Origin of the sequence: Streptomyces sp. 11-1-2, assembly GCF_003595545.1 — a bacterium.
Taxonomy (GTDB): Bacteria; Actinomycetota; Actinomycetes; order Streptomycetales; family Streptomycetaceae; genus Streptomyces; species Streptomyces hygroscopicus_B.
The window spans coordinates 6,852,464-6,874,674 of the sequence record NZ_CP022545.1; the positions used below are offsets into that span (position 1 = coordinate 6,852,464).

At 70.6% G+C, this 22,211-nt stretch carries 19 protein-coding genes and 2 pseudogenes; 11 read left to right on the forward strand and 10 right to left on the reverse strand.

The window, feature by feature from the left end:
- Positions 1 to 127: 127 nt before the first annotated feature.
- Together CGL27_RS29390 and CGL27_RS29395 are read left to right on the forward strand one after the other, a co-directional pair.
- Positions 128 to 1,963: a hypothetical protein gene (locus CGL27_RS29390; protein WP_119991087.1), complete on the forward strand. Its 1,836-nt coding sequence runs from the start codon at positions 128 to 130 to the stop codon at positions 1,961 to 1,963.
- Positions 1,964 to 2,224: 261 nt separating this feature from the next.
- Positions 2,225 to 2,965, forward strand: coding sequence for a response regulator transcription factor (locus tag CGL27_RS29395; protein ID WP_119991088.1), 741 nt, complete (start codon positions 2,225 to 2,227; stop codon positions 2,963 to 2,965).
- Positions 2,966 to 3,138: 173 nt separating this feature from the next.
- On the opposite strand, the pseudogene CGL27_RS29400 reads toward CGL27_RS29395, so the two are convergent.
- Together CGL27_RS29400 and CGL27_RS29405 are read right to left on the reverse strand one after the other, a co-directional pair.
- Positions 3,139 to 3,444, reverse strand: a pseudogene (locus CGL27_RS29400) (hypothetical protein); the annotation flags it as partial.
- Between the two features lie 27 nt (positions 3,445 to 3,471).
- Positions 3,472 to 5,141 (reverse strand): annotated as a pseudogene (locus CGL27_RS29405) (sodium:solute symporter family protein).
- A gap of 162 nt (positions 5,142 to 5,303) precedes the next feature.
- Between CGL27_RS29405 and galT the strand changes: the two are divergent.
- The 4 genes from galT (at position 5,304) to CGL27_RS29425 (ending at position 9,754) form a co-directional block, all read left to right on the forward strand.
- Positions 5,304 to 6,347, forward strand: coding sequence for a galactose-1-phosphate uridylyltransferase (gene galT, locus CGL27_RS29410; RefSeq protein WP_119991091.1), 1,044 nt, complete (start codon positions 5,304 to 5,306; stop codon positions 6,345 to 6,347).
- Positions 6,344 to 7,321 (forward strand): UDP-glucose 4-epimerase GalE, encoded by a 978-nt coding sequence (gene galE / locus CGL27_RS29415; protein ID WP_119991093.1) that lies wholly within the window; start codon positions 6,344 to 6,346, stop codon positions 7,319 to 7,321. Before galT ends, galE begins: the two co-directional genes overlap by 4 nt.
- The gene (galK, locus tag CGL27_RS29420) at positions 7,288 to 8,520 is read left to right on the forward strand and encodes a galactokinase (RefSeq protein ID WP_078643153.1); all 1,233 of its coding nucleotides are present in this window, start codon (positions 7,288 to 7,290) and stop codon (positions 8,518 to 8,520) included. The genes galE and galK overlap by 34 nt, the downstream gene beginning before the upstream one ends.
- Before the next feature lie 379 nt (positions 8,521 to 8,899).
- The gene (locus CGL27_RS29425) at positions 8,900 to 9,754 is read left to right on the forward strand and encodes a response regulator transcription factor (protein WP_078647612.1); all 855 of its coding nucleotides are present in this window, start codon (positions 8,900 to 8,902) and stop codon (positions 9,752 to 9,754) included.
- Here CGL27_RS29425 and CGL27_RS29430 read toward each other — a convergent pair.
- Positions 9,713 to 10,210, reverse strand: a complete 498-nt coding sequence (locus CGL27_RS29430) for a MarR family transcriptional regulator (protein WP_014054422.1) — start codon at positions 10,208 to 10,210, stop codon at positions 9,713 to 9,715. The genes CGL27_RS29425 and CGL27_RS29430 overlap by 42 nt on opposite strands.
- A gap of 136 nt (positions 10,211 to 10,346) precedes the next feature.
- Here CGL27_RS29430 and CGL27_RS29435 point away from each other — a divergent pair, with 136 nt between their 5' ends.
- The 3 genes from CGL27_RS29435 to CGL27_RS29445 all read left to right on the forward strand — a co-directional run bounded on the left by CGL27_RS29435 (position 10,347) and on the right by CGL27_RS29445 (position 12,317).
- Positions 10,347 to 11,189: a trans-aconitate 2-methyltransferase gene (locus CGL27_RS29435; protein WP_119991095.1), complete on the forward strand. Its 843-nt coding sequence runs from the start codon at positions 10,347 to 10,349 to the stop codon at positions 11,187 to 11,189.
- Complete coding sequence (locus CGL27_RS29440) at positions 11,186 to 11,548, forward strand: VOC family protein (protein ID WP_078643155.1); 363 nt, start codon at positions 11,186 to 11,188, stop codon at positions 11,546 to 11,548. The genes CGL27_RS29435 and CGL27_RS29440 overlap by 4 nt, the downstream gene beginning before the upstream one ends.
- Positions 11,549 to 11,672: 124 nt before the next feature.
- Positions 11,673 to 12,317: a Uma2 family endonuclease gene (locus CGL27_RS29445; protein ID WP_119991097.1), complete on the forward strand. Its 645-nt coding sequence runs from the start codon at positions 11,673 to 11,675 to the stop codon at positions 12,315 to 12,317.
- Here CGL27_RS29445 and CGL27_RS29450 read toward each other — a convergent pair.
- The gene (locus CGL27_RS29450) at positions 12,307 to 13,440 is read right to left on the reverse strand and encodes a Gfo/Idh/MocA family oxidoreductase (protein WP_119991099.1); all 1,134 of its coding nucleotides are present in this window, start codon (positions 13,438 to 13,440) and stop codon (positions 12,307 to 12,309) included. The two genes, CGL27_RS29445 and CGL27_RS29450, sit on opposite strands and share 11 nt — an antisense overlap.
- A 243-nt stretch (positions 13,441 to 13,683) precedes the next feature.
- Here CGL27_RS29450 and CGL27_RS29455 point away from each other — a divergent pair, with 243 nt between their 5' ends.
- The gene (locus tag CGL27_RS29455) at positions 13,684 to 14,526 is read left to right on the forward strand and encodes a hypothetical protein (RefSeq protein WP_119991101.1); all 843 of its coding nucleotides are present in this window, start codon (positions 13,684 to 13,686) and stop codon (positions 14,524 to 14,526) included.
- Between the two features lie 4 nt (positions 14,527 to 14,530).
- Here CGL27_RS29455 and CGL27_RS29460 read toward each other — a convergent pair whose 3' ends face one another.
- The 3 genes from CGL27_RS29460 to CGL27_RS29470 form a co-directional block, all read right to left on the reverse strand.
- Positions 14,531 to 14,989 (reverse strand): hypothetical protein, encoded by a 459-nt coding sequence (locus CGL27_RS29460; protein WP_240450681.1) that lies wholly within the window; start codon positions 14,987 to 14,989, stop codon positions 14,531 to 14,533.
- Between the two features lie 70 nt (positions 14,990 to 15,059).
- The gene (locus CGL27_RS29465) at positions 15,060 to 15,770 is read right to left on the reverse strand and encodes a TetR/AcrR family transcriptional regulator (RefSeq protein ID WP_078643159.1); all 711 of its coding nucleotides are present in this window, start codon (positions 15,768 to 15,770) and stop codon (positions 15,060 to 15,062) included.
- Positions 15,767 to 16,747 carry a fatty acid desaturase gene (locus CGL27_RS29470; RefSeq protein WP_078643160.1) on the reverse strand — a complete coding sequence of 327 codons (981 nt, stop codon included), beginning with the start codon at positions 16,745 to 16,747 and terminating at the stop codon, positions 15,767 to 15,769. Before CGL27_RS29470 ends, CGL27_RS29465 begins: the two co-directional genes overlap by 4 nt.
- A gap of 245 nt (positions 16,748 to 16,992) precedes the next feature.
- Between CGL27_RS29470 and ppc the strand changes: the two genes are divergently transcribed.
- Entirely contained in the window at positions 16,993 to 19,713 is a 2,721-nt protein-coding gene (ppc, locus tag CGL27_RS29475) for a phosphoenolpyruvate carboxylase (protein WP_078643161.1), read from the forward strand.
- Between the two features lie 512 nt (positions 19,714 to 20,225).
- Here ppc and CGL27_RS29480 read toward each other — a convergent pair.
- From CGL27_RS29480 to CGL27_RS29490, 3 genes are all read right to left on the reverse strand, one after another.
- Positions 20,226 to 20,744, reverse strand: coding sequence for a hypothetical protein (locus tag CGL27_RS29480; RefSeq protein ID WP_119991103.1), 519 nt, complete (start codon positions 20,742 to 20,744; stop codon positions 20,226 to 20,228).
- A 70-nt stretch (positions 20,745 to 20,814) separates the two neighbouring features.
- A complete protein-coding gene (gene pth / locus CGL27_RS29485) occupies positions 20,815 to 21,405 on the reverse strand; it encodes an aminoacyl-tRNA hydrolase (RefSeq protein ID WP_119991105.1) in 591 nt (196 codons plus the stop codon).
- A gap of 84 nt (positions 21,406 to 21,489) precedes the next feature.
- The gene (locus CGL27_RS29490; RefSeq protein ID WP_078643162.1) at positions 21,490 to 22,089 is read right to left on the reverse strand and encodes a 50S ribosomal protein L25/general stress protein Ctc; all 600 of its coding nucleotides are present in this window, start codon (positions 22,087 to 22,089) and stop codon (positions 21,490 to 21,492) included.
- Between the last annotated feature and the right edge of the window lie 122 nt (positions 22,090 to 22,211).

Below are 22,211 nucleotides of genomic sequence, written 5' to 3' on the forward strand. Positions count from 1 at the left end.
ACTCCCGCCTGCCTTCCGCTCGATGGCGGGGTTCCACGTCCGATTCGCTCCTTCCCGGAGGGCTTTGACCACCGGGATCGCGGGGGAGGCCGGTCGGTCGGTGGGTCCCGCACCTGAAGGATTTCGCATGTCACAGCCGCCTCCGCCGCCCAACCAGCCGCCGCAGGGCGGCTTCGGGGCACCGCAGGATCCTGGTTACGGCTATCCGCAGCAGCCGCCCACGCCGCCTCCGGGCCAGCAGGGTTACGGCTATCCGCAGGCGCCCGGTCAGCCACCGCAGACCCCGCCTCCGCCCCCGGCGGCACCGCCCGCCCCGCCGCAGACGCCCCCGCCGGGCGCCGGCGGCTACGGCTACCCGGAGCAGCCGGCGCCCGGCCAGCAGCCTTTCGGCCAGCCGCAGTACGGGCAGCAGCAGTATGGCCAGCAGCCTTACGGCCAGTCGCAATTCGGCCAGCAGCCTTACGGTCAGCAGCAGTACGGCCAGCCGCCGCAGGCCCAGTTCCCCGGCGGCCCCGGTCCGGGTGCCCCCGGCGGCTCCGGCCAGTCCAAGCAGCGTATGGCGATCATCGTCAGCGCCGTGGTCGCGGTCGCGCTGATCATCGGCGGCGGCATCTGGTTCGCCACCAAGGACGACGGCGGCGGCAGCGAGGCCAAGGGCAAGGACAAACAGTCCAGCCAGGGCTCTTCTTCAAGCGGTTCCACGGGCGGTGGGGACAAGCCCGCCAAGACCGTAGATGCCAAACTGCTCAACAAGGTTCCCATGCCCAAGGTCTCCGACCAGGTCACCGTCGAGGGCATGTGGGTCACCGAAGACGCCTTCGTGAAGGCCGACGTCTACAAGATCGTCGGTTATCCGCTGAGCGGCGGCACCGCGAAGTGGACGATCCCGCTGGACGGCGCGGTCTGCTGGTCCTCGGACCACCTCACCAAGGACGGGCTGACCACGGTCCTCTACCAGGAGGCCAAGCCGTCGGCCAAGGACAAGTACCCCGGCTGCACCGAGGTCGGGCTGCTGGACCTCAAGAACGGCAAGATGCTCTGGCACCGGAGCGTCAAGGACGGTGACGAGAAGGTCCGCTTCGACGAGGTCACCCTCGGCGGCGGCACCGTGGCCGCGGGCGGCACCAGCGGCGGCGCCGCCTGGTCCACCTCGGGCCAGGCGCTGTGGAAGCCGAAGTCCGGCGAGCAGTGCTCGGACGACGGCTACGCGGGCGGCGAGGACAAGCTGGTCGCGGTGCGCCGCTGCGGCGACTACGACAACCCGCAGATCCAGATCCAGACGCTCAACCCGAAGACGGGCGCGGTGAAGTCGGCCTACAAGGTCTCGCAGGGCATCGACTACGTCCACGTCGCCTCCACCGACCCGCTGGTGATCGGCCTCGACGCCGGTGACTCGACCGGCTCGGCGGTCTCGGACTTCCTGTCCATCGACGACAGCGCCAAGACCGGCAAGGTGCTCGGCAAGATCGGCACCGAGAACGGCAAGTACGACGCCAAGTGCGAGTCGACCAACGTCGAGGGCTGCCGGAAGTTCGCCATCTCCAAGTCGGCCAACACCCTCTTCCTCGGCTCCGAGGACCGCACCGACTCCACGGCGGCGACGGCCAACGAGGTTGTGGCGTTCAGCCTGGCCAACGGCAAGCCGATCGGGAAGACGGACGGGGTCAAGGGCGCCGCGCTCACCCCGCTCGGGCTCGACGAGGACGGCTCCGTCCTCGCCTACCAGGAGAGCACCTGGGAGGCCGGCGGCGCGGTCTGGCGGATCGACCCCAAGTCGTACGCCAAGACCAAGCTGCTGCAGAACCCCGTCTCCTCCCATGAGGTGGAGTCGAAGTTCAGCCCCAGCTACTCGGAGATCATCTACTCCGCGAAGCACCTCTTCATGAGCGACGTCTACGCCACCAAGCCCTCGGGTACCTACGACAAGGACGACCCGTTGGCGATCATCTTCGGCGCCAGCTGACCCCTTCGGCGTCCGCCCAGCTCCTGGCGGCCCTGCCCGTACTCACCGTACGGGCAGGGCCGCCGCTTTTCGCTCCGGCGGAGCGCCGGGGCACGCGCCCGCGCGGAACCCGGCCGCAGCGGTCCGATTCAGACGTCAACCAGACCTCAAGTAGGCACTAATGGACGGGATTTCGGCATTCCGGGGGGCTTCTGCCCGGTAAGGGGCGCGCAACGTCGAACAAGCGTGTAGCTTTCCCCCCTGAGCGAATGGGGGGAGCTCATGAGCGTGCGACTCATGGTGGTCGATGACCACCGTCTGCTCGCGGAGGCGCTCGCCTCGGCGCTGAAGCTGCGCGGGCACCGGGTGCTCGCCGCGGCGGCACCGAGCGCGGGCGCGGCGGACCTGGTGGTGAGCCGGGCACCGGAGGTGTGCCTGCTGGGCACGGCGGCACCCGCCGAACCAGGGGTGTTCGACCCGGTGGCGCAGATCAAGAAGGAGCGGCCGCAGGTCGCGGTCGTCGTACTCGGTCCGGTGCCGAGCCCACGCGGCATAGCCGCCGCCTTCGCCGCCGGCGCATCCGGCTATGTACGCCACGACGAGCGGATCGAGGGCGTCGAACGCGCCATGATGAAGGCGCGCGCGGGCGAAGCCGCCGTGGCGCCCCAGCTGCTCCAGGGAGCGTTCGCGGAGCTGCTCAACCCCGCGGCCCAGCCCGACGACGAGGGTGCCCGGCTGCTGCGCATGCTGACCCCGCGCGAGGTGGAGGTGCTGGTGCGGGTCGCCGAGGGCGAGGACACCCGGCTGATCGCGGCGGGCATGGGGATCGCCCCCAGCACGGCCCGCACGCATGTGCAGCGGGTGCTGATGAAGCTCGGGGTGGGCTCACGGCTGGAGGCGGCGGCCCTGGCGGCACGCACCGGGCTGCTGGACCGCGCCGCCTCCCGCCGGACCGCAGCACCCTCGGCCCAGCCGCCTGCGCTACAGCCGCCCTCGCCCAAGCCGCCCGCTTCGGCGCCGTAGCCCGCGTCGGCGCGTCGGCGCGGTGGCAGCCCCGCAGCCCGGCTCGCAGTGGTCCGGGCCCCCGCGCCCCGGCTCGCGGCGGCCCGCGCCGCTCAGCCCTCTCCGGCCCCGGGCCCTCCGGTTGCGGGCCCTCCGGCCCCAGGCCCTCCTGTTCCGGGCCCTCCGGCCCCCGCCCCTGCCCCCGGCCCGGACTCCGGCTTGGGCGCGGCCCCGGGGGCGGACAGCGGCCTGAGCTTCATCCAGAGCAGGAAGAGCAGGCCGACCGCGAGCATGCACCATCCGGTCCAGAGGTTGATGTTGATGCCCGATGCCTTCTTCACATCCGCGTCCGAGGCGGTGAACCCGGCGATGAGGACGATGATCGCGTAGATCACGAACAGCCCGCCGATGATGCGCCGCACATCGAACAGCCGCGCCGCGGTCGCCGACCTCTGCTCCAACTCCTCGACCTCGGAACGGTATTCGTACTCCTCACTCATGGCGTGGGCTCCTTATCCGCCGGAGGGTCACAGGGAGAACGGGATGTAGCACAGGGCCGCGAGGATCAACGCGCTCCAGCCCAGTACGGCCGGGCGGCGGTACCACGCCTCGTCGCCCGGCGCCGGCGGCTCGGCCACACCGGGCGCGGTGGTGCCGTAGACCAGACCGGCCAGCAACTCCACCGGCTTGGGCTTGGTGAACGGGGTCACCGCGACCATCACCACCCCGCCGACCACGAACGCCACGATGGCGGAGACGAAGTTGGCGCCCTGGTCGCTGGGGATGGAGATGACGCCGTCCCGGTAGAGCCAGAAGTAGTTGATCATCGCGGCCACGGTGCCGCAGAGCAGCCCCCAGAACCCGGCCTGGGAGGTGGCCCGCTTCCAGAACATCCCGATGATGAAGACGCAGAACAGCGGCACGTTGAAGAACGAGAACAGCGTCTGGAGGTAGTTCATGATGTTGCTGAACGAGGAGGCGATGAAGGCCGTCCCCATACCGACCAGCACGCCGATCGCCGTCACCACCCGCCCCGTCAGCAGGTAGTACCCGTCCGGCCGGTCCTTCCTGACGTACGCCCGCCAGATGTCGTGGGTGAAGACCGTGTTGAAGGACGACACATTGGCCGCCATGCCCGCCATGAAGGCGGCCAGCAGCCCGGTCACCGCGATCCCCAGCACCCCGTTGGGCAGCAGTTCGCTCATCAGCAGCGGAATCGCGTCGTTGTACTGCAGACTGCTCGTCTTCGAGCCGATGGCCGGATCCATGACCAGCGCGATCAGCCCCGGGACCACCACGATCAGCGGGATGAACATCTTCGGGAACGCGGCGATCAGCGGGGTGCGCTGGGCGGCCGAGAGGTTCCTGGCCGACAGGGCGCGCTGCACCTCGGCGAAGTTGGTCGTCCAGTAGCCGAAGCTCAGGCAGAAGCCGAGGCCCAGCACGATGGTCAGCCAGTTGGCCCCCAGTGGGTTGGGGAGCCGATGCCGGTGCCGCCCCAGGCGGAGACGAAATTCGGGCCGTGGGAGTGCACGAGCGAGTCCTTGAGCCCGCCGAAGCCGCCGACCCGCCTCAGGCCGATCACGGTGAGCGGGATGAGCGCGGCCAGGATCACGAAGAACTGCAGTACCTCGTTGTAGATCGCCGAGGAGAGCCCGCCGAGGGTGATGTACGCGAGCACGAAGAGCCCCGCGACCACGATGGCCACCCACTGCGGCCAGCCCAGCAGCGCCTCCACCACGATCGCCATCGCGTAGAGGTTCACGCCCGCGATCAGTACGGACGCGATCGAGAAGATGATCGAGCTGAGCAGATGCGAGGACGGTCCGTAGCGGTGCAGCAGGAACTCGGGGACGGACCGTACCTTGGAACCGTAGTAGAACGGCATCATCACCAGGCCGAGGAAGACCATGGCCGGAATGGCCCCGACCCAGTACCAGTGCACGGTGTACACCCCGTACTGCGCGCCGTTGGCGGCCATCCCCAGGATCTCCAGGGCGCCCAGATTCGCGGCGACGAAGGCCAGACCGGTGACCCACGCGGGCAGCGACCGGCCGGAGAGAAAGAAGTCGAGGCTGGTCTTGACGCTCGCTCTGGCGGCGAATCCCACGCCAAGAACGACGACGAAGTAGAGGATCAGAATCGTGTAGTCGAGTGCGTTGGTGGGAAGCCGGAGCCCTTCGGCCAGATAGCGCATGGTCTCGCCTCATCGCCTGAACGGAATGCACCAGAAACGTTCGGTGAACGTATCCGAATTCTTGTGGTTTGTCCGAGCACCTTCACCGTGCATTGACGCCACTGTTGGCTTGTGGTTCATTATGTTGAGTTGTGTTGGGTGCACCTGACAGGAGCTGGCGGAGTGAAGAAGACGGCGACGCGGCTTGCGGACGGACGCGAGCTGATCTATTACGACGCGCGCGACGATGCGGTGCGCGACGCCGTCGACCAGCGGCCTCTCGACCCCATCGCGACCAGCTCGGAGATCCGGCACGACCGCCTCCTCGGCGACCGGGTGGCGATCGCCTCCCACCGCCAGGCCCGCACCTACCATCCGCCAGCCGACCAGTGCCCGCTGTGCCCCTCCCGTGGGGGGCGGCACAGCGAGATCCCCGCCGCCGGCTACGACGTCGTGGTCTTCGAGAACCGTTTCCCGTCGCTGGCCGGGGACTCGGGCCGGTGCGAGGTCGTGTGCTTCACCTCCGACCACGACGCCTCCTTCGCCGACCTCGACGCCGCCCAGGCCGCTCTGGTGCTCGACGCCTGGACCGACCGCACCGCCGAGCTGGCCCAACACCCCGCCGTCGAGCAGGTCTTCTGCTTCGAGAACCGCGGTAAGGAGATCGGCGTCACCCTCGGCCATCCGCACGGCCAGATCTACGGGTATCCCTTTGTGACCCCTCGTACACGGCTGATGCTCCGTTCGCTCGCCGAGCACCGTGTGGCCACCGGTCGGAATCTGTTCGATGATGTGGTCGCCGATGAGCTGGCCGACGGGCGCCGGGTGGTGCTCGACGGCCAGCACTGGGTCGCGTTCGTCCCCTACGCCGCCCACTGGCCGTATGAGGTGCACCTCTACCCGAAGCGGCGGGTCCCGGACCTGCCGTCGCTGGACGAGGCCGCGCGCACAGAGTTTCCACAGATGTATCTGGAACTCTTGAAGCGCTTCGACCGGATTTTCGGGACGGGTGAGCCGCCCACGCCCTACATCTCCGCCTGGCACCAGGCGCCGTACCGCATGACCGACCGCGGTGAATTCGCTCTTCACCTCGAGCTTTTCACCATCCGCCGCACTTCCGGCAAGCTGAAGTTTCTCGCGGGTTCCGAATCCGGCATGAATGTGTTCATCAACGATGTGCCGCCGGAGGCCGCGGCCGAGCGACTGCGAGAGGTAGCGAGCAAGTGAGCAATGCGCAGCAGAAGAAGTACCTGGTCACCGGCGGCGCCGGCTATGTCGGCAGCGTGGTCGCGGCGCATCTGCTCGAAGCCGGCCACCGGGTGACGGTGCTGGACGACCTGTCCACCGGGCACCGGGAGGGGGTCCCCGAGGGCGCGGAGTTCATCGAGGGCCGCATCCAGGACGCCGGCAAGTGGCTCGACCCCACCTTCGACGGCGTGCTGCACTTCGCTGCGTTCTCCCAGGTCGGCGAGTCCGTCGTCAACCCCGAGAAGTACTGGGTCAACAATGTGGGCGGTACCACCGAGCTGCTCGCCGCGATGCGCGACGCCGGGGTGCGCACCCTCGTCTTCTCCTCCACCGCCGCCACCTACGGCGAGCCCGACCAGGTCCCGATCACCGAGGACCTGCCGACCGCGCCCACCAACCCCTACGGCGCCAGCAAGCTCGCCGTCGACCACATGATCAGCGGCGAATGCGCCGCCCACGGCCTGGCCGCGGTCTCCCTGCGCTACTTCAACGTCGCGGGCGCCTACGGGGCCTATGGCGAGCGCCATGACCCCGAGTCCCACCTCATCCCCCTGGTGCTCCAGGTCGCCCAGGGCCGGCGCGCGGCGATCTCCGTCTTCGGCGAGGACTACCCCACCCCCGACGGCAGCTGCGTCCGCGACTACATCCACGTCGCCGACCTCGCCGACGCCCATCTGCTCGCCCTCGGCGCCGCGACCTCCGGCGAGCACCTGATCTGCAACCTCGGCAACGGCAACGGCTTCTCCGTCCGCGAGGTCATCGAGACGGTGCGCCAGGTCACCGGCCACCCCATCCCGGAGATCGCCGCCCCGCGCCGCGGCGGCGACCCGGCGGTCCTGGTGGCCTCCGCCGAGCGTGCCAAGGAGCGCCTGGGCTGGCGCCCGACCCGCGCCGACCTGGCCGGAATCGTCGCGGACGCATGGGAGTTCGCGCAGCGGAGGGAGAGTCAGTGACGGACGAGAACGGCCCCGGGCGGGCCACGGCGGGGTTCCACGAGGTCTACGGCACCGAGCCCGGCGGCGTCTGGGCGGCGCCGGGCCGGGTCAATCTGATCGGCGAGCACACCGACTACAACGACGGCTTCGTCATGCCGCTCGCCCTGCCCCACACCTGCCTGGCCGCCGCCACCCCGCGCACCGACGGGGTGCTGCGGCTCCACTCGGGCGACGCCCCGGGCGGGATCGTCGAGCTGCGGGTCGAGGAGCTGGCGCCGGTCGCGGGCGGGGCCGGCGGCGGCGACCGCGGCGGCTGGGCGGCCTATCCGGCCGGAGTGGTCTGGGCGCTGCGCGACGCGGGGCTGTTGACCGGCGCGGCCGGCGGTGCGGACCTGCACTTCGAGTCCACCGTGCCGACCGGCGCCGGGCTGTCGTCGTCCGCCGCGCTGGAGGTGGTCACGGCGACCGCCCTCAGCGACCTGTACGGACTGGAGATCACCCCGGGGCGCATCGCCCAGCTGTGCCAGCGCGCGGAGAACGTCTTCGTGGGCGTGCCCTGCGGGATCATGGACCAGATGGCGTCCGCGTGCTGCACCGAGGGGCACGCCCTGTTCCTCGACGCCCGTGATCTCACCCAGCGCCAGGTGCCGTTCGACCTGGCGGCCGAGGGGCTGCGGCTGCTGGTGGTGGACACCGGCGTCAAGCACGAGCTGGGTGACGGCGCCTACGCGAACCGGCGGGCCGCCTGCGAGGCGGCCGCGGAGGCGATCGGGGTGCCGGCGCTGCGCGATGTGCCCTTCGAGGGACTGGACGCGACGCTCGCCCAGCTGGAGCGGCTGGACTGCGACGCGACCACCCGGCGGCGGGTGCGCCATGTGGTGACCGAGGACCGCAGGGTGGAGGAGGTCATCGAGCTGCTCGACGCGGGGGACACGCGGTCCATCGGACCGGTGCTGACCGCCGGGCACGCCTCCTGCCGTGACGACTTCGAGATCTCCTGCGCCGAGCTCGACCTCGTGGTGGAGTCGGCGAACGCGGCGGGTGCGCTGGGTGCGCGGATGACCGGCGGCGGCTTCGGCGGCTCGGCCATCGTGCTGGTGGCGGAGGCGGATGCGGAAGCGGTGGGCAAGGCGGTGACCGAGGCGTTCGGCGCGGCAGGCTATGGCGCTCCGCGGATCTTCCCGGCGGTGCCCAGCGCGGGGGCGCGTCGGCTGTAGCCGGGCGGGGGTGCGACGGCTGTGGCCGGCCGTCGCCACCGGCCCCTTGATCGCTTCTCGGATCGTTCTCGGTAAATCTTCGCGGCTCGTGGATCACTCGGTCCCCAAGAGCGAACAAGAAACACATAGTGAACAGCCGAGAACAGTCAGTTTCGCTAATCCGCTTCCTATATGAGACCACGGCCTTACTCTGAGTACAGTGTCGGTGGGGGCCGACGCTTGTTCAGGGGGCGAGACAGTCAGGTACGACGCCCGGGGTGGGGTAGCAATCACAGCACGGCGGCGGCCGTGCGGGTTGCGGTGACCGTGCGCCGGGCGCCGTACCCGCACTGTTTCTCGGTGTATCCGGAATCATCATCCGGCGACTGGGGGGTTGTCCGTGGCACGTATTCGGGTTCTCGTGGTTGACGACCATCGTATTTTCGCCGAGTCTCTGGCCGCCGCCCTCGCGGCGGAACAGGACGTGGACGTAGCGGCGGCCGGTAGCGGCCCGGCGGCGCTGCGCTGTCTGGAGCGCGCCGCGGCGGAGGGGCGACGCTTCGACATTCTGCTGGTCGACGCCGATCTGGGCACGGCCGCCGACGGCGCGGGGCCACCGCTCCCGGTGCCGGCCGAGGTGGCCTACGGCGGAGCGAACGGCACGCCGCACAACGGCATCCACGGCGGACCGCACAGCGGGCCGCACGGCGGCCCCGCCCGGGCGGTGAACGGCCGGGTGGCCGACGGCATATGGCTCGTCGGCACGGTCCGCTCCACGCAGCCGGGCGTGCGCACCGTAGTGCTGGCCGAGCGCGACGATCCGCGCCGCGCGGCGGTGGCGCTGCAGGCCGGGGCGTCCGGCTGGGTCGCCAAGGACTGCTCACTGGTCCGGCTGCTCGCGGTCATCCGGGGGGTGCTCCGGGAGGAGACCCATCTGCCTCCCGCGCTGCTCACCGGCGTCCTGCGGGAGTTGACGGCCGCCCGTAAGCACCGCACCGAAAGCGAGCGGCTGGTCGAGTCGCTGACGCCGCGTGAGCGGGAGGTGCTGCGCTGCATGGTGGCCGGGCTCGGCCGTAAGGCCGTCGCCGAGCGGCTCTTCCTCTCCCCGCACACCGTCCGCACCCATATGCAGAATGTGCTGGGCAAGCTGGGCGTGCACTCCACGCTGGCGGCCGTGGCGCTGGCCCGGCGCGCCGGTGTGGGCCCGGTCGACCTAGCCGGGGAGATTGTCGAACGGGGCGGTCAACTGGCGTAGCAGCGCGGCCAGTTCGGCGCGCTGGGCCTGGGATAGCTCGGCCAGAATGGCGTGCTCGTGGTCCAGCAGCCCGGCCAGTGCCTGATCGGCGCGGTCACGCCCCTCGGCGGTCAGCCGGACCAGCACACCGCGCCGGTCACTCGGGTCGGGCCCCCGCTCGACCAGCCCCTTCTTGGCGAGCCGGTCGATGCGGTTGGTCATGGTGCCCGAGGTGACCAGGGTCTGGGTCAGGAGCTGCCCGGGGGAGAGCTGATACGGGGGTCCGGCCCGGCGCAGCGAGGTCAGGACGTCGAACTCCCAGGGCTCCAGATTGTGCTCGGCGAAGGCGATGCGCCGTGCCCGGTCCAGATGGCGGGCGAGCCGGCTGACCCGGCTGAGCACTTCCAGTGGTTCCACATCGAGGTCGGGGCGTTCCCGCCGCCACGCCGCGACCAGCCGATCGACCTCGTCCTCCATGGCGATCAGTGTAGTGGGTCTGTCGACATGAAGTCTCTTGACATCAAGAGATATCGTGGGCAACGGTAATACACCGGGACGCGCAGCGGTCACGGCGACGCGCCCCGTACCGACCGTACCCACAGGGGGACCGACCATGACCACCGCGCCCAACTGGGATCCCCGGCAGTATCTGCGCCACGCCGGTCACCGCACCCGCCCCTTCCTGGACCTGCTGGCCCGCGTCCCCGAACTGCCCACCGGCCCCGGTCCCGGCTCCGGCTCCGGCCGCCCGCCCCGCATCGCCGATCTGGGCTGCGGCCCCGGCAACGTCACCGTCCTGCTCTTCGACCGCTGGCCCGACGCCCATGTCACCGGCCTGGACAACTCCGCCGAGATGCTCGCCGAGGCCCAGCCCCTCGCGGGCCCCACCACCGGCGGTGGCCGCCTCGACCTGCGCCGTACCGATGTGCGGGACTGGGCGCCGGACGAGCCCTACGACCTGATCGTCTCCAACGCCGCCCTCCAGTGGGTCCCCGGCCACCCCGACGCCTTCGGCACCTGGCTGGCCGGACTGCGCCCCGGCGGCACCCTCGCCTTCCAGGTCCCCGGCAACTTCACCGCCCCCAGCCACACCCTGCTGCGCGACCTGTGCGACGCCCCCGAGTGGCGCGACCGCCTCGCCGACCGCCTCCGCGACCCCGCCTCCGTCCTGGAGCCGACCGAGTACCTGGAGCGCCTGGCCGCCCTCGGCTGCGAGGTCGACGCCTGGGAGACCACCTATGTGCAGGTCCTGACCGGCCCCGACCCCGTCCTCGACTGGGTCAAGGGCACCGCCCTGCGCCCGGTCCTGACCGCCCTCGCCGACGACCCGCCCGCCCGCGACCGCTTCCTCGCCGCCTACGCCGCCCTCCTCCGCGACGCCTACCCCTCCGGCCCCCACGGCACGGCCTTCCCGTTCCGCCGCGTCTTCGTCGTGGCCCGCACGGCCCAGCGATGATCACGGCCCTCGACCACGTCCAGCTCGCCGCCCCGCCCGGCAGCGAGCCCGCGCTGCGCGCCTACTACGGCGAGGTGCTCGGCATGACCGAGACCCCCAAACCGGCCGCCCTTGCGGCGGGCGGCGGCCTGTGGTTCGGCTGCGGCCCGGTCCAGCTGCACCTGGGCATCGAGCAGGGCTTCCGTCCCTCCCGCAAGGCCCACCCGGGCCTGCGGGTCGTCGGCATCGAAGCCTTCGCCGCCCGCCTCGCCGGGCAGGGCGCCGAGGTCGTTTGGGACGAGAAATTGCCAGGGCACCGCCGCTTCTATTCCGAGGACCCGGTCGGCAACCGGCTGGAGTTCCTGGAGCCGATCGGGTGATACCACTCGATCGGATGATCGGCCCGGGGTTTGCCGTAATGACGCTTCATGGACGCATAGCGTCACGGTGTCGCTTGTGCCGCAGTGGCGTCGGCGCCCAGACTGATGGAGGAGGTGCTTCACGATGACCGCTCTCGCGCATGAGCCGTGCTCCGCCGTGGACGACGGGTCGCCCCCGGCCGCCGGGCAGGAGGCCATGTCCCTGGACGAGGTGCTGTGGCAGGCGTGGAAGGCCATGGAACTCCCCGAGGGCTACCGGGCCGAGATCATCGAGGAGTACATCGAGGTGTCGCCCACCGGCCGTCGCCGCCATACCGTGATTATCAACCGCCTCCGCCGGGCCCTGGAGGCTCATCTCGCGGATGGCGACCATGCCGCCTACCAGGACGGCAATCTCATCCACCGCCGCAAGGTCTGGATCCCCGACCTCTTCATCGCCCCCGAAGACCTCGACGAGATCCCCGACGAGGAAGACCTCGGCGTGGACGCGAGCGGCGTTCAGGCCGTCTTCGAGGTGGTCTCACCGGGTCGGGAAGCCCAGTCGCGCGACAGGGAGCGCAAGCGTCGGGCGTATGCCCGTGCGGGCATCCCGCTCTACGTCCTGATCGACGACTTCGACGGTGACGGGACGGTCGTCGTGCTGACCAACCCGAACCCCAAGAAGGCCGACTACGCCGACGAGCATCGCGTCCCGTACGGCACCGACGCCGCCATTCCCGACGGCCCCGCGAAGGGCTTCGTCATCGGGGACGCGATCGTCAGCCTGTGACGGTCAGGCGCGTGCCGGTGCGGGCCGACTCCTGGACGCGGTCGAGGAGTCGGTGGCGGGCGGCCGCGTGGGCGAAGTCCGGGGTGAGGCGGGTGCCCGTGGTGAGGTCGTCGAGCAACTGGGCGTAGGCGTACGCCACGTTGTACGCGGTCTCGGTCGAGCGTCCGGCGAACCGCGGCAGCCGCTCGTACGAGGCGGGGACGGGCAGCTCGGTCAGTTCGGTGTCGGATCCGTGGGCGCCGTGGAGGGTGATCCGGTCCATCCACAGGGCGGCGGGGTCGGCCTTGACCACCAGATCGCCCTCGGTGCCGTTGATCTCCCAGTGGAAGTCGGTCGCGCGGGAGGTGCCGCCCCGGAAGTGGACGGCGGCGACCGCGCCCGACTCCAGCGTCCCGGTGACCGCGATCTGGTCCTCGGCCGTCATGGTCGCGGTCCGCCCGCTCGGCTCGTGTGTCACCTGGGGCCGGAGGGTCGCCGTCGTGGCGGAGACGTCGGTGAACTCTCCGAGCACCATGGCCAGCGCGTCGACGGTGTGGCCGAACGGGATGGACAGCAGCGTCGCGCCATTGGCCCGGTCCAGCAGATATTCGCCGCCGTCGCCGAACGTCGGGCCCCAGGCCCGACCCGAGCCCACCACGGTGGTGGACAGCACCCGGCCCACATACCCCTCGGCCACCAGATCGCGCAGATAGCGCAGCGGCGGGGCGGAGCGGGCCTGCAGACCCACCGCCGTGCGCACGCCCTTGGCCTCGGCGAGCGCTGCCAGTTCCTCGGCCTGGGCCAGGTCGGCGCCCAGCGGCCACTCGCTGAAGACTGCCTTCCCGGCCTCCAGGGCGGGCAGAATCAGCTCACGGTGGTGCGGCACCTTCACCGTCACCACCACCAGGTCGACCTCCTCGGACCGGGCCAGCTCCCCGGCGCCGGCGAAGGTCAGCGGAACGCCGAACTTCTCCCCGGCCGCGCGGGCCGACTCCTCGCTGCTCGCGCTGAGCGCCCGCAGCTCATAGCCGTCCAGGGCGGCCAGCGCGGGAACATGGGCGCGGGCGGCCCACCCGCCGCTCGCACTCAGGCCGACGATGCCGACGCGGACGGGGGTACGGGGACCGGAAGCCGATGAGGACATGACGGAACTCCTTCGGAGAAACACGCGGAACGCGCGGGAAGGACACCCAACTTAGCCGAGTGTTCGTCATGCGTCGAACACCTGATGGCTCATCCTCGGCTGGAACGACGAACCAAACCCCCTCAATTCCGTCGCGGTCACATACCAGGCACGCTTTGCCGCAGCGCTCCCCAGAAGCGATCCGACATGAGACCGTGGACGCGCCGAACAGGAAAACCGTGGCCACGTTCTCGGGGGAGAGCCATGAGCAGCGCGTCGGGCGGGGCGGATCCGGGCATGGGCGGGGGCAGCGAGGAGCAGAGGCAGCGCGGCATCTGGATACTGGTGGCCGCCGCCCTCACGTTCGCCGTGCTCGTGCTGCCGCAGGTGGTCGAGGGGGACGACAAGACCTCCTTCGCGGGCAGCGCGCTCCCGACCAGCGGAGCCCCACGCCTGCCGACGAGCCCCGGCGGGCTCCCCAGCAAAGGCCCCACGGGCCTCCCCAGCGCCTCGCTGCCCGGGTACGGCTCCGGAGGCAGCGGGGGAGGGGAACGGCCTGCCGAGACCCAGGCGCCCGCCACGCCCACCGTGGCGCCGGATCCCACCGCGGAGGCGTACCGGGCAGTGAGCCCCGGGGACTGCCTCGCCGTGTACGACGCCGGGGACGGGCAGTACAACAGCAGGATGCCCACCCCGGTCGCCTGCGGTGCCGGAAAGGCGTTCATGTGGGTGAGCGCGGTGCGGAGCAGCGGCGGGGCCTGCCCGCAGGGGGCGGGCCAGGACTACATGTCGTACACCTCGCGCGGGCGGACCACCGCCCTGTGTCTGACCCGCAAGTTCACGGTGGGGTACTGCCTGCTGGCCCAGCAGACGGGCAGCGGGCAGCAGGCGCGGATGAACGCCGGGCTGATGACCGTGGTGGACTGCGACGCGAAGCGGGTCCCGGTCCGGTACAACCGGATTCTGCACATCACCGGCGTCTACAAGGCCCCGGCGAACGCCTCCGCGGCGAACTGCGCCCGGGTCCAGGGCGACCGTACGTACTACTGGTCGTGGCTGGTGAACGACGGCCGGACACTGCTGTGCACCATGGTGTACCAGGGCTGACCGCTCAGCGGGTCGCCACGTTCACCGCGCCCCCGCTCAGCGCCAGCACCAGAATGACGCCCGCCCCCGGGGCGGCCAGATACGGCAGGAGGGCCAGCGTGGCCAACAGGCAGTACCCGGCGGCCACCCAGGACAGCAGCTGCTGGGCCTCCTCCGGCCCGTAGCGGTTGAGCCGCACGACGAGAGCCATGAACACCGCCGCCCACAGGGCGGCCCGCGGCTCACCGAAGGAGACATTGTCGTACAGGTCCACGGCGGGCTTGTACCAGTCCGTGTCGGCCAGCGAGCCCGCGAACTCGACCATGCCCTTCAGATAGCCGTGCGACGCCATCGACGTCGCGTCCTTCAGGTCCGCGCGCACCCACTCCGTGATGACCAGCATCATCAGACCAAGCGCATGACAGACGCCTGGCCCCACGGCCACCGTCTTGTGACGCGCCTCGGACCGCTCCCCCGTGCTCATGCCCTGGATCCCCCTCCCTCTGAGCCCTCATCATCCCCGCAGGGGGGACGCGCGGACCAGTACCGGGAGGTCACGCCTTGCGGTGGCCTATCAGCCGCGGCTTCGGCTCCAGCCCGTCCAGACCGTGCCAGGCCAGATTCACCAGATGCGCCGCCACCTCGGCCTTCTTCGGCTTGCGGACGTCCAGCCACCACTGGCCCGTCAGCGCCACCATGCCCACCAGCGCCTGTGCGTACAGCGGGGCCAGCTTGGCGTCGAAGCCGCGGGCCTTGAACTCCAGGCCCAGGATGTCCTCCACCTGGGTGGCGATATCGCTGATCAGCGAGGCGAAGGTGCCCGTCGACTGGGCGACGGGGGAGTCACGGACCAGGATCCGGAACCCGTCCGTGTACTCCTCGATGTAGTCCAGAAGGGCGAAGGTGGCCTGCTCGCACAGCTCCCGGGGATGGCCCGCGGTCAGCGATGTGGTCACCATGTCCAGCATCCGCCGCATCTCACGGTCCACCACGACCGCGTACAGTCCCTCCTTGCCGCCGAAGTGCTCGTACACCACCGGCTTGGAGACCCCCGCCTTCGCCGCGATCTCCTCCACCGACGTGCCCTCGAAGCCACGCTCGGCGAAGAGCGTGCGACCGATGTCCAGCAGCTGCTCCCGGCGCTCCTTGCCGGTCATCCGGACCCGGCGGGGCCGCCGGGTCCCGGATCCGGAGGGCCGGCCTGTCCGGCCCCGCCGGTCCTTTTCACCGCTGGTATTACTGTCGGTCGCCACACCCTCCATCATGCCGCTCCGACGGACTCCTCCTGACGGCGGGCGTCCATACGGGCCTGGCTCGGCCACCGGACGTCATACGCCCAGCCCGCCTTCTCGAACCAGCGGATGATCCGGGCGCTGGAGTCCAGCTGCCCCTTCATCACGCCGTGCCGGGCGCAGGTCGGATCCGCGTGGTGCAGGTTGTGCCAGGACTCGCCGCACGAGAGCACCGCCAGCCACCACACATTGCCGGAGCGGTCCCGCGACTTGAACGGGCGCTTGCCCACCGCATGGCAGATCGAGTTGATCGACCAGGTCACATGGTGCAGCAGGGCCACCCGGACGAGGGACCCCCAGAAGAAGGCGGTCACCGCGCCCTGCCAGGACCAGGTCGCCAGCCCGCCGATCAGCGGGGGCAGCATCAGGGAGACCAGCGTCCACACCACGAACTGCCGGGAGACCGCCCGGACGGCGCCGTCCCTGATCAGATCCGGTGCGTACTTCTGCTGGGACGTCTGCTCCTCATCGAACATCCAGGCGATATGCGCCCACCACAACCCCTTCATCAGGGCCGGAACCGTCTCGCCGTACCGCCACGGGGAGTGCGGGTCGCCGTCCGCGTCGGAGAACTTGTGGTGCTTACGGTGATCGGCCACCCAACGGACCAGCGGCCCCTCCACGGCCAGCGACCCCGCGATCGCCAGCGCGATCCGCAACGGCCGCTTCGCCTTGAACGAGCCATGAGTGAAGTAACGGTGGAAGCCGATCGTGATGCCGTGGCAACCGATGTAGTACATCGACACCATCAGCGCCAGATCCAGCCAGCTGACACCCCAGCCCCAGGCCAGGGGAACCGCCGCGACCAGCGCGACGAAGGGGACGGTGATGAACAGGAGAAGGGTGATCTGTTCGATGGAGCGCTTGCTGTCCCCGCCGAGCGTGGCGGAGGAAAGCGGGGCCTCCTGGGCCTTCGGCGTGTCGTTTACCACGTCGGGGCTTGCAGTCATGGGATCCCTCGTGGGGCTCGGGGCATGGCTACGGATCCGTAACCTACGGCGTCGTAAGTATGGCAGGGCCGGGAAGCGGGGCAATAGGGCTCTGGTCTCACCCAGGGTCGTGCCACCTATCCTGGGAACGTCGGACAGCGCGGTCCGCACATGGCCGAAAGCACCGGGTCAGCAGCCCGCGGCGCCCGCCGCGCAAGCCCTGATGCCGCGCTTCGAACCCCGTTCACTGCAAGGAGCCCGCACCTGTGAGCAGTGCCGACCACACCAACGCCGCTCTGCGTGCCGACATCCGCCGTCTGGGGGACCTGCTCGGCGAGACGCTCGTCCGCCAGGAGGGCCCCGACCTCCTCGAGCTCGTCGAGCGCGTCCGCGCCCTCACCCGCAGTGACGGCGAGGCCGCCGCCGACCTGCTCGGCTCCACCGACCTGCAGACCGCCGCCAAGCTGGTCCGCGCCTTCTCCACCTACTTCCACCTGGCCAACGTCACCGAACAGGTACACCGCGGCCGCGAGCTGCGCACCCGCCGCGCCGCCGAGGGCGGCATCCTCGCCCGCACCGCCGACCAGCTCAAGGACGCCGACCCCGAGCACCTCCGGCAGACCGTCGCCCACCTCGGCGTCCGCCCCGTCTTCACCGCCCACCCCACCGAGGCCGCCCGCCGCACCGTCCTCACCAAGCTCCGCCGCATCGCCGAACTGCTCGACACCCTCGCCGTCGGCGGCGACGCCCGCCGCGCCGACCTGCGGCTCGCCGAGAACATCGACCTGCTCTGGCAGACCGACGAGCTGCGCGTCGCCCGCCCCGAACCCGCCGACGAGGCCCGCAACGCCATCTACTACCTCGACGAACTGCACGCCGGCGCCGTCGGCGACGTCCTCGAGGACCTCACCGCCGAACTCGAACGCGTCGGCGTCGAGCTGCCCGCCACCACCCGCCCCCTCACCTTCGGCACCTGGATCGGCGGCGACCGCGACGGCAACCCCAACGTCACCCCCGAGGTGACCCGCGACGTCCTGATCCTCCAGCACGAACACGGCATCACCGACGCCCTGGAGATCATCGACGACCTGCGCGCCGCCCTCTCCAGCTCCATCCGCAACACCGGCGCCTCCGAGGAACTCCTCGCCTCCCTCCAGCGCGACCTCGAACTGCTGCCCGAGATCAGCCCGCGCTACAAGCGGCTCAACGCCGAAGAGCCCTACCGGCTCAAGGCCACCTGCATGCGGCAGAAGATCGTCAACACCCGCGAACGGCTCGCCGGCGACACCCCCCACCAGCCCGGCCGCGACTACCTCGGCTCCGGCGAACTCCTCGCCGACCTCCACCTCATCCAGGACTCCCTGCGCGCCCACCGCGGCCACCTCATCGCCGGCGGCCGGCTCGAACGCGCCATCCGCACCCTCGCCGCCTTCGGCCTCCAGCTCGCCACCATGGACGTTCGCGAACACGCCGACGCCCACCACCACGCCCTCGGCCAGCTCTTCGACCGGCTCGGCGAGGAATCCTGGCGCTACGCCGATATGCCCCGCGACTACCGCCGCAAGCTGCTCGCCAAGGAACTGCGCTCCCGGCGCCCCCTCGCCCCCACCCCGGCGCCCCTCGACGCCGCCGGCGCCAAGACCCTCGGCGTCTTCCGCACCATCCGCGAATCCTTCGAGCGCTTCGGCCCCGAAATCGTCGAGTCCTACATCATCTCCATGTGCCAGGGCTCCGACGACGTCTTCGCCGCCGCCGTCCTCGCCCGCGAGGCCGGACTGATCGACCTCCACGCCGGCTGGGCCAAGATCGGCATCGTCCCGCTGCTGGAGACCACCGAAGAACTCAAGATCGCCGACCAGCTCCTCGACGAAATGCTCGCCGACCCCTCCTACCGGCGGCTCGTCGCCCTCCGCGGCGACGTCCAGGAGGTCATGCTCGGCTACTCCGACTCGTCCAAGTTCGGCGGCATCACCACCTCCCAGTGGGAGATCCACCGCGCCCAGCGGCTGCTGCGCGACGTCGCCCACCGGCACGGCGTACGGCTGCGGCTCTTCCACGGCCGCGGCGGCACCGTCGGCCGCGGCGGCGGCCCCACCCACGACGCGATCCTCGCCCAGCCGTGGGGCACCCTCGAAGGCGAGATCAAGGTCACCGAACAGGGCGAGGTCATCTCCGACAAGTACCTCGTGCCCTCGCTCGCCCGCGAGAACCTGGAACTCACCGTCGCCGCCACGCTGCAGGCATCCGCCCTGCACACCGCGCCCCGCCAGTCCGACGAGGCGCTCGCCCGCTGGGACGCGGCCATGGAAACCGTCTCCGAGGCCGCCCACGGCGCCTACCGCACCCTCGTCGACGACCCCGACCTGCCCGCCTACTTCTTCGCCTCCACCCCGGTCGACCAGCTCGCCGACCTCCACCTCGGCTCCCGGCCCTCCCGCCGCCCCGACTCCGGCGCCGGCCTCGACGGACTCCGGGCCATCCCCTGGGTGTTCGGCTGGACCCAGTCCCGGCAGATCGTCCCCGGCTGGTTCGGCGTCGGCTCCGGCCTCAAGGCCGCCCGCGAAGCCGGACTCGACGGCGTCCTCGACGAAATGCACCAGCACTGGCACTTCTTCCGCAACTTCCTGTCCAACGTCGAAATGACCCTGGCCAAGACCGATCTGCGGATCGCCCGCCACTACGTCGACACGCTGGTCCCCGAGGACCTCAAGCACGTCTTCGACGTCATCCAGGAAGAGCACGAACTGACGGTACGAGAGGTGCTGCGCATCACCGGTGAGCGCGAACTCCTCGACTCCAACCCGGTGCTGAAGCAGACCTTCCACGTCCGGGACGCCTACCTCGACCCGATCTCGTATCTGCAGGTGACCCTGCTCCACCGCCAGCGCACCGCGCGCGAACGAGGCGAAGAGCCCGACCCGCTGCTCGGCCGCGCGCTCCTCCTCACGGTCAACGGCGTCGCGGCGGGCCTCCGCAACACGGGCTGACCAGGGCGTATGCCCGACGTTGGGCGGGCCCGCTCCCCACGGGGAGCGGGCCCGCCCAACGTCGTGTGGGGGGTTGATGTTCCCGGGGGCTCCGCCCCCGGCTCCCCCGGGAGGCCAGCAGGCTCCGCCGCTGCCCTGCCCCACGGCTGGGCGCACATCGTGCCCCACGACGGCCGGCCGCCACCTCTTTCCCGCCGCGACGCCGAGTACTTCCACGGTGGAGTCCGGCGGTGCCGAACTGGCCGTGCCACGCGACCGGTCACCCGACGGCGGGGTCGTCCCGAGACGAAGCGGGAGCCGGTGGCTGCGGGGGCGCCGGGTGATTGCTACGACGTCGGCGCGCTCCGGTGGTTGGCCGGGTCCCGGCGGCTTCTCTTTCCGGCCGCGACGGCGAGTACTTCCACGGTGGAGTCCGGCGGTGCCGAACTGGCCGTGCCACGCGACCGGTCACACCACGGTGGCGTGGCGCCTGACGAGAGGCGAGCCCAGACGCGGGGGCGCCGGGAAAAACGTTACAGCGTAAGCGTGGCGAAGGACGCGCCCAGCAGGGCCGCGCCGAACAGGCCCATCGTCCAGCCCGTGCGGCGCAGGCCGAGGCCGCCCGCGACGATCAGGGAGGTGAGGAGGAGCGAGCCGCCGAAGGGGACCCAGGCGTGGAGAACGCCCGCGGCACCCGTGCGGACGGCGCGGTCCGTGCCCGGCTTGAGGGCCACCGGAACCCGGTCGCCCGTCCCGTCCGTGACCGCCTTGTCGACCCGCACCCGGCCATGGGCCTCGCCACCCGCGCGGGCCGGGGCGAACGAGCCGGTGCACCAGTCGTCGCCGCAGTCGGAGACCGTCACGGTGCCGCGCTCAAGCCCCTTGGTGAGCATCGTCGGCTTGGCGTCATCCCAGGACGACCACACCCCGGCGATCAGGATCAGCAACGCGACAAGCCCCATCGCCACGTTCTTCGCCAGCAACAGAAGCCCGTACGCGCTCTCGCCCGCCCGCCGCGTACGGCTGCGCTTGGTCACACCGGTGGAAGACATGGCGGCGATCCTTGCCATCCCCGGGCGCTCGGTCAACCTTCCGACGAACAAACGGGCGAACGGCGTCTTTTCAGGAGTTGTACGTCCCCTGCGCGCGCTCCAGCCCGTCCGCGATCAGTGTCTCCACCGCATCCGCCGCACGGTCCACGAAGTAGTCCAACTCCTTGCGCTCCGCAGCGGAAAAGTCCTTCAGCACAAACGCCGCGACATCCATCCGACCCGGCGGACGGCCGATCCCGAAGCGCACCCGGCAGTAATCCGCCCCCAGCGACTTGGTGATCGACTTCAGCCCATTGTGGCCATTGTCACCCCCGCCGACCTTCAACCGCAGCGCGCCGTAATCGATGTCCAATTCGTCATGGACCGCCACGACATGACCGACCGGCACCTTGTAGAAGTCGCGCAGCGCCGTCACCGGACCGCCCGAGAGGTTCATGAAGGACATCGGCTTGGCGACCACGACCCGGCGGCTCAACGGCCCCGGCGGACCCACCCGGCCCTCGACGACCTGCGCCCGCGACTTATGCGCCTTGAGCCGGGCACCCATCCGCTCGGCCAGCAGATCGGCCACCATGAAGCCCACATTGTGGCGGTTGCCCGCGTACTCGCCCCCGGGATTGCCGAGGCCCACCACAAGCCAAGGGCTCGCGTCGTCCGTCATCTGGATGTCTCTCCTTGAGGACGGCCGCCGCCCCACCACAGAGGCGGGACGGCGGCCGGAAAAGCGAAAGGGAGCAGCCGAAGACTACGCCTCGGCGCCCTCGGCCTCGCCCTCGGCGCCCTCCTCGGCCGGAGCCTCGGCCTGGGCGGCGACCACCTGCAGCACGGCCGCGTCCTCCTCGACGGCCAGCGTGGTGCCCGCCGGGAGGGTGATGTCCTTGGCGTGGATGGTGGCACCCGCGTCCAGGCCCGCGATGGAGACGGTGACCGACTCCGGGATGTGGGTCGCCTCGGTCTCGACCGGCAGGGCGTTCAGCAGGTGCTCGAGCAGGTTGCCACCCGGGGCGAGGTCGCCCTCGGTGAGGATCGGCACCTCCACGGTGACCTTCTCGCCCTTCTTCACCAGCAGCAGGTCGACATGCTCCAGAACGCCGATCTTGATCGGGTGACGCTGCACGGCCTTCGGGATGACCAGCTCGTCCTTGCCGCCCTCGACCTTCAGACGGAGCAGAACGTTCGGCGTCTTCAGCGCCATCAGCAGGTCGTGCGCCGGAAGCGTGACATGCAGCGGGTCGACGCCGTGGCCGTAGACCACGCCGGGAACGCGGTCGGCCGCACGGGTACGCCGGGCCGCGCCCTTGCCGAACTCGGTGCGGGGCTTAGCGGAGATCTTGACCTCGGCCATGGGGCACTCCTCGTAGATCGTTTACGGTGTGTGGGCGTCACCCGGCCCACGACAGACCTTGCTACGAAGAGCGCGTCGATAACGGACAGCCGCGATAAGACGCGGCCTCCCTCGCCGAGCAA